This window comes from Gemmatimonas sp. (assembly GCF_041689975.1).
Lineage (GTDB): Bacteria > Gemmatimonadota > Gemmatimonadetes > Gemmatimonadales > Gemmatimonadaceae > Gemmatimonas.
Map to the genome: position 1 here is coordinate 1 of NZ_JBDNFF010000350.1, position 7,681 is coordinate 7,681.

A 7,681-nucleotide genomic window follows, 5' to 3' on the forward strand; every position below is an offset into this window, starting at 1 on the left:
ATTCTGTCCGTCAACGTCGGTGGTGGTGATTGTGACACCGGCGTTCGTGACCGTGTAGAACACGCGATGCTCGTTGGCCTCCTTCTGCACCTCGGCGGTGATGTCTTCCGCCGGAGTTTTGAGACGGTTTTCAAACTTCACGGTGCCGGTGTACGTGACACCCCTGGCCAGCGCCAGCGCACCCACCTGTGCACTCGGCGCGGTGGGGCCATTACCGTCGCTGTCATCGATGAAGCTGGACAGTGCGGCGCCACCGGCCGGCGGCGTCAGCGTGAGCGTGACCCGGGAAATGACTTCGCTCTCACCGCCTGGCGCCGTACTGGAATCACCACAGGCGGAAACCGCCAACACCAGTGCGCCCGCACCAGCCAGTACCACACGACGCGACATACCACGTGACTTACGTTCGATCATGCCTGCACTCCTTTTACGGTCAGGGGAAGAAACAGATCGGATGTGACGCCCCTCGTCGTCGGCATCCGGAGAGAAGCTCAGAACGGCATCGTGACGCGAAACACCACATCACGTCCCGCATCGTTCACAAATAGACGGTACCGACTCAGATAATCGCGATAGCGCGTATCGAGCGCGTTGTTCACCGACAGCGACACGTCGAGCCGCTGCCCAAGCACGCGAGCGCCCGTACTCCCCGCTTCGAGCTGCATGAGCGCGTATCCCGCCGTCGGGAGCGTGTACACGGTGCCCTCCGGTACGCCGTCCTGCTGGCGCACCATCTGGGTGCCCGCCCCCACGAACCATGCGCCTACCGACGGTCGCCGCCCTTGCACCCGCGTGGTGAGTGACACGCGGTCGGCCGGCATATCGAACAGTGGGCCGCCGTTGATGCGGTCGGTGCCACGAACCGCGGTACCATTGAGCCGCAGTTGCACGCGCGTGTGCGGACTCCAATTGCCGGACAGTTCGACGCCGCGCAGACGCGCGTCGGTTTGTGAGTAGCGATAGCCGGGGAAGGCTCCGCGAATGGTTTGCACTGGTTCGCCGGGCTGCAGATACATGAACCCGGCAATCGTGTTGCGGTACGTGGCCGCTTCCAGATTGAACGACGGTCGCGTGTACCGAAGCGTCGCCTCGAGGCCCTGCGAGCGCTCGGCATTCAGCGCCGCGTTACCCAGTTCGTACTGTGCTGTACCATGATGCACACCCTGCGCAAAACGTTCGTTCACGGTGGGTGGACGCCAGGCCCGTGCCGCGCGCAGCGCGATATCGAGACCATCGGCCAGCAAATATGCGGCTCCGAACGAACCCGAGAGGTCGCGCCATGTGCGCGTGCCTGCGGCGCTGCGAATACCCTGATCGGCGAACGCGATCGTCGTCTGCGAAATGGCATCGCCACGAAGGCCCGCGTTGAGCGACAAGCGCCCGAGCGCGAGATCTTCCTGCGCGTACACCGCCCCCTGCCACAAGTCGTACCCGGGAATCAGGAAGGCTTTGCCCAGCGTCTGATTGCCCTGCGCGAGGCCGCTCGTACCGATCGTGCCTTTGAGTCCGCGCCACCGCGCGTGGGTCCAACGCAGATCGAGCGAATTACTGAACAGCTTGAGGTTGAATGCTGCCTCATTACGGAAGCGCAGCGGACCGTGATTGTCGAATTCGCGGCGGTGATTGTATTGCAGCCCGTACACCACTTCGAGTTCGCTCGCCTTCGGCGCGGCGAACGTGAAGCGCGTGCGCAGTGTGGTGTGACTGACCTGTTGGCTGGGGCGGTCGATGCCGTACGAAAACGATGAATCGGTAGGCGGCGCGGTCATGGCGCGCTGGAGATCATCGACATTCCCCACGTGCGCCTGCTTGAGCACGCCGAGCTCCGTACCGAAGCGACTCAGCAACACATCGGCCGTGCCCCACGACCGCGTGACACCCAACGCCACGCTGCCATTCAACTCGCGAAAACCGGTGTTCGACAAATAGTAGTCCGGCGCGCCGCCGTTACCGGCCACGCGCGATGTCACACGCACGCGATAGCCGGTGGCACCGAGTCCGGGCAGCACGAGATCGGCGCCTTGGGCACTCATCGACAGCGCCCCCTGACGACTGTTGCTGAACGTATTGAGCGCGATGTCACCGTGCGTGCCTCCGGAATCGGGCACCGGCGCGTGATCCACCCGCACCACACCACCCAGCGCATCGGCGCCGTACAGCACCGTGGCCGCACCGCGTATCACCGTCACACCACTCGCCTCGAAGCTGTCGATGTTCGGTGCGTGCTCCGTGCCCCACTGCTGGTCTTCCTGACGCAGCCCCGCGTTCATCACCAATACGCGCTGCGAATTGAGCCCACGAATCACGGGCTTGGCGATGCTCGGTCCGAATTGAATGACGGCGACACCCGGCAGATTCTTGATCGTCTCGCCGAGTGTCTGGCCGCGCGTCGCGGACAGCGCCGCCGCATCGAGCGTGCTCGTGGCTGCCACACGGCCAAGACGCTCAGCCAGCGTATCCGCGCGCACCGCCACTTCCTGCAGCACCGTGGTGGCCACCGTGAGATGGACGGTGATCAGCCGATCGGCGTCGATCAGATCCACCCGTTCCTCGTGTGGCGTAAATCCGAGCACCCGCACGCGCAGTCGCACCACTTCGGCCGGAACGTCGCGGAAATCGAACCGTCCCTTGTCGTCGGATCGGGTGTTGAATAGCAGCGGCGTCGTACTGCGCGCGCGCGGCGCCGCCTGCACGGTTATGGTTGCGTTGCTGAGGGGACGACCACTAACGTCGTCCTCGACGATGCCGTGGATATGACGCGAGGCGCCGTGCGGCGTGGTCTGCGCGATGAGCACCGACCCGATCGGGGAGAGGGCGACGGCCAGCAGACTCCACGCCGTACACCGGCGAACTCGGGAGGCGAAGTAGAACACCATGTTGAAGCGAAAGATAATGAGAAGCCGCGATCAGTAAAGGCTTTCTATCGATCCCATTGCTGGACCGTGTTGGCGCTGCAGGCGCAGCTTTTCAGTTGAACACGATTGGCCTATGGGCTACTGAGCGGTGCGCCACGCGCTTGTCGCCGGAACACCTTCGGCCCGTCGGTCGCGAACCTGGTCGCGTAGGTGCCCGTGATCGAGTCGCCGGCGAGGCGCCCGACCAACGACCACAACGTGTCGCTCCGTGACGCTCCGACCAGCGCAACCAGTCGAATGCTCTCGCCTTGTACCGTGCCGACCACGTAGCGATCGGTGGCGCGATCGCTGTTGGTGCGAACCCGTCCACTCACCGAGGAGATCGTGGGGCCGGGCCCTTCGAGCCACAGATCCATGTCGACGCGTTGCGCGGCGGTGTTCGCGGTGGCGCCGACCCACCGGGCATCCAAGGGGACCTTGTCGCGATCGATCACCGTGACGTCGCGCCGCAGCAGCGGCAACACGCTGCCGAAGAGGCCAAGACCGTTCTTGACACTGCTGATCAGGCCCGTACCGCCGAAGGGATCGTTGCCCGTGCGATTGTAGTCGTAGAAGTTCCGATCGACGGCGATCACCGAGAGCGGCTGGAGAAATCCCGGGTACCACACCGATGGCAGTCCGGAGGCGAAAAAGTTCTTGAGCGTACCCGGCAGCGCAAAGCGCGTGGAGTCGGAGAACAAGAACCACGGCCCGTATGGCGATTCGATACGCACGGCATACGTGGCGGCGTCGGGCGTCGCGTTCCACGTGAGGCGAAGCGTGTCGGTGGTGCGAGACAACACGAGCGGCCGCGCCACCGAGCCCGCGCCCGCGACCCAGCTGGCGTCGGACGACGGCACACGGGTCTCGCCGGTCACCTGCGTGCCTTCGGTTGTGCGAATACGCAGTCGGTAACCGCGCCCGGGAAGCACCGCCAGCGCGGCGCGTGCGACCACATACCGTCCGGTGCCACGTCCACTCACCATGGTCTCGATCGCGCGCACTCCGACGGTGTCGGTGCCAGAGAGCAAGCGCACGTCGGCACCAGTGATCGGCGAACCGCCGGCGGTGCGGATCGGATCGAGCGCGTTGAACTTGAGCCGATCGTTCACATCGATCGCACCGGTCAACGACGACTCCACGAGAATCACCTGCTGATCCACATCCGGATTGAGCACGGCGTGCACCACGACGCTGGATGCTGGCGGCGTCACATTGACCGCGGCCAACTCGCACCCGCTCAGCGCGGCCATGGCGGCTAGCCAACACACGAACACCATGACCCACCGGCCACACGCCGTGTTGCCTGCACGATCAGCGCGAGCGTTTACCATGAGATCCCCACCCCTACCGTGGGGAGCAGCGGGAACTGCGAAAATGCCGTGCGCGTGGGGGGGTTGTCGGTGTAGTCGAACACGTAGGTGAACACGTTGCGGGCGGCGTACGCGTTGATGATGGAGAGATAGGGCGCCCAGCGCAGTCGTCCCGTGCTCTCGCGGGTCACGCTCACATCGAGTCGCTGAAAGAGCGGAAACCGCGCGCCGTTGCGGGTGCCACCGATCGGCTCACGTTGCTGATCCAGCGCCCCCGTCTCGAACGTGTTGGTGATCGGATCGTAGCGGCGACGGACGATCTGTCCAACGACATCGGTAAATGGTGTGCCGGTACCGATACCAAGCCGCGCACCGTAGGTGTACTTGCCGCCGGGCCGGAACGACGACACGAGATTCACGTTGTGGCGCCGGTCCTGTACAGGCGCGAATCGCCCGTCCGGTCCGTCGCGGGTGCTGACCGCATACGAGTACGCGATCCACCCCGAGACTTTCTCACGCTCGAGGCGACGCACCAGCACATCAAGGCCCGAGGAGCGACCCGTGGTCACGATGAACTCGTCACCAATCACCGCCGGATCGTTGGTGAGATTGGAGGCCGGTAAGCGACTGTAGATCTTGTGCCACGCCTCCACGCGAATGAAGCGCGATGGGCTCAGCCATTTCTCACCACCAATACTTTGTTGCCACGCACGCGCTACTGGCGTGGATCTGTTACTCACCAACCAGAAGTCAAAAATACGGATCGGCGCCTGCTCGTTGCGCAGCGCCGGGGTCCATTGCGAGGTCGCCCCGCCGCCCACGGTGAACGCGAGATCTTTGTTGGCGAACCACTTGAGCGACAGGCGCGGCGAGAGCCCGGCCCATCCGGTTCCGGTCACGGTTTCACCACGCAACCCTAAGCGCGCCGATACGCGTGAAGTGCGCACGGTGTGATCGACGTACAGCGCGGCCGCCGATGGCGCGTCGCGCCTGGCGAGCAGCGGCGCGCCGGATGTCGCGACAGAGTTCACGTCGTACGTGACACGATACGACGACCATTCGTAGCCGACCGACGTTTCACGACGGCCACGCCATCTCGTGATCTCCCCCCACGCCCGCGCATCGGTGAGTCGGTTCTGCAACGTGAGCGAGCCCGAGCCCAGGTCGAGATTCGTGGCGAATCCCGTGCGGGAGAGGCGCTGCATGAGGCGGGCCGAGTCGCCGCCAACGAACCGCCGCAGCGGCTGGGTGTATGCGACGCCAATGAGCGTATTGCCCCAGTCGAAGCGCAGGGCACCGCCTCCAGCCTGCGTCGTGTCACCAAAGGCGGCGAGCGACGCCGCCAGCACATCTTCCCCGACATAACTGGTGGCCGACAGCAGTCCACCGTTGGCGAAGCGATGTTGCACGTGCGCCTGCACATCGGTAAACCAATACGGCAGTTGATTGTCGGACACCAACGACACGAACTTGTCGGCGTACGTACGGCGGGCCGCGATGCTCCACGACGTCGCGCCACGGACGGTACCGGCCAGCGACAGCGTGCTGGCGAGGACCGACACACTGGCCGCCCCGTGAATGCCGCTACGCTCCTCGACACGCGGCACGACGCTCAACACGCTGGACAGGCGCGTGCCGTACCGCGCCGGAAACCCGCCAGGGATCAATTCGAACTCACCGACGGTTTCGTCGATGAACGTGCCGAACAGCCCGCCAAGGTGAAACGGATTATAGATCGGGTATCCGTCCAGCAAGACGAGGTTCTGATCGCTCTCGCCGCCACGCACGTTGTACCCGGCGGTGAAATCATTCGTGGCGACGACGCCGGGCAGCAGCTGCACGACGCGCAGCACATCGGGCTCGCCAATCACCGGCACGCGCTTGAACATATCGCGCGTGACATTCACCACGCCGAGATTGGGCGAGAGTCGAAACTGCTCGCGTTCATCGGCGGCAGCGGCTTGCACGCGCACGGTCGCCAATTCCGCGGACGCTCGCAGCGTCACATCGAGGGTGGTGACGACGTCGGCACGAATGGACACGGTGCGCGTTTCGGTCGCATACCCCACCCTCTGAAACGTGACGGTGATGTTACCGACGGGAATACGCGTAACCACGTACCGGCCATTGTCATCAACCTGCGCGCCCAGGCGCGTGCCTTGAATGCGGACGGTCGCCGCGACGACGGGTAGCGCCGTGGTCGCGTCCGTGATCCGCCCCCGTAACTCGCCCACGGAGTCCGCGGTCGCGACAGTCGGCGTCCCCGTTTGGAGAACCGTGCCCTCAACGGGCGAGGTCGCCCCTACCAGCAGCCACAAACCAGCCAATACCAGATGCATAGAGCGGTAGGGAGGACACGGATACAAGGCGCACACCAACCGCACAGTTTAGTCACGTGACGTCACGAACGACACGTCACCTTGTATTCATGCGCCCGCGAGGCCCGACGGAAGCGCGCTCATGGTCTCGAGGTACGTGACGTCTCCTGCGGACCAGTCCTTGATCTGCCAACAGTGCTCGCTTCTCGAGAGTGCCGAGTTCTGTGCTGATTTTTGCGCGATGAAGCCAAGCGGAACATCTCGAAGGTGTCCGGGTCCGGCAGGTTTTGGCGGAGCGCCTCTGCGTTCTCTGCGCCTCTGCGTGATCCGTTCCACTGCCCCGTGCGCACCGTACGCCGCGCACGACTCCCCGCGGGCGTCCACGAGCAGGGCGCTGAACCGATCACGCAGAGGACGCGGAGGCGCAGAGAACGCCGAGCAACACGCGAAGAACAGGAATCGGCACCCATCTGACCGCACGGCTTGAACTGGGAGTCGTTCCGCCGAACTCCTCTCCGCGACCGCTCGACGCACTCGCTCAGCTCACGGGGCGGTGGATCGAAGCGCGCGAACGGCGGGGTGATGCAGCCCTGAAGCGGACGAGAACTCGGCACTCTCGAGGTTTCTGTTCATCAGCGAAGATTCATGCCAATTCGCGGTAAAGATGTTCGTCAAAGGTCGCAGAGAACTGCTTTACCGCGGATGAACGCGAGCCATACACAGATGGTCTGGCGCGCGACGACGCGTCCGCCCGCCGAGCAGCATATTCAATTGTTGTCGATGCTGCTCGAGAGTGCCGAGTTCTGCGCTGATTTTTGCGCTATGAAGCCAAGCGAACATCTCGAAGGTGTCCGGGTCCGGCAGAGTTTGGGAGAGCGCCTCCGCGTTCTCTGCGTGCTCTGCGCCTCGGCGTGATCAGTTCCACTGCCCCGTGCGCACCGTACGCCGCGCCCAACTCCCTGGGGGCGGCAACGAAAGGCCGCTGAACCGATCACGCAGAGGACGCGGAGGCGCAGAGAACGCAGAGAACGCAGAGAACGCAGAGAACGCAGAGCAACACGCGAAGAACAGGAATCAACACCCCTCTGACCGCATGGCTCAAAATGGGAGTCGGTCCGCCGAACTCCTCTCCCCGACCGCTCGACGCGCTCGATCA

At 64.2% G+C, this 7,681-nt stretch carries 3 protein-coding genes and 1 pseudogene; all 4 read right to left on the reverse strand.

Features of this window, described 5'->3' with window-relative positions:
* A pseudogene (locus ACESNG_RS20685) lies at positions 1-414 on the reverse strand (hypothetical protein); the annotation flags it as partial.
* A 77-nt stretch (positions 415-491) separates the two neighbouring features.
* Positions 492-2,876, reverse strand: a complete 2,385-nt coding sequence (locus ACESNG_RS20690; protein ID WP_373070631.1) for a TonB-dependent receptor — start codon at positions 2,874-2,876, stop codon at positions 492-494.
* A 110-nt stretch (positions 2,877-2,986) separates the two neighbouring features.
* A complete protein-coding gene (locus tag ACESNG_RS20695) occupies positions 2,987-4,228 on the reverse strand; it encodes a DUF4249 family protein (protein ID WP_373061262.1) in 1,242 nt (413 codons plus the stop codon).
* Complete coding sequence (locus ACESNG_RS20700; RefSeq protein WP_373070633.1) at positions 4,222-6,546, reverse strand: carboxypeptidase regulatory-like domain-containing protein; 2,325 nt, start codon at positions 6,544-6,546, stop codon at positions 4,222-4,224. The genes ACESNG_RS20695 and ACESNG_RS20700 overlap by 7 nt, the downstream gene beginning before the upstream one ends.
* Positions 6,547-7,681: the final 1,135 nt, after the last annotated feature.

Coding starts and splice junctions, on each gene's coding strand:
- ACESNG_RS20690 (WP_373070631.1), bottom strand. CDS start 2,876: ATGGTGTTCTACTTCGCCTCCCGAGTTCGCCGGTGTACGGCGTGGAGT.
- ACESNG_RS20695 (WP_373061262.1), bottom strand. CDS start 4,228: ATGGTAAACGCTCGCGCTGATCGTGCAGGCAACACGGCGTGTGGCCGG.
- ACESNG_RS20700 (WP_373070633.1), bottom strand. CDS start 6,546: ATGCATCTGGTATTGGCTGGTTTGTGGCTGCTGGTAGGGGCGACCTCG.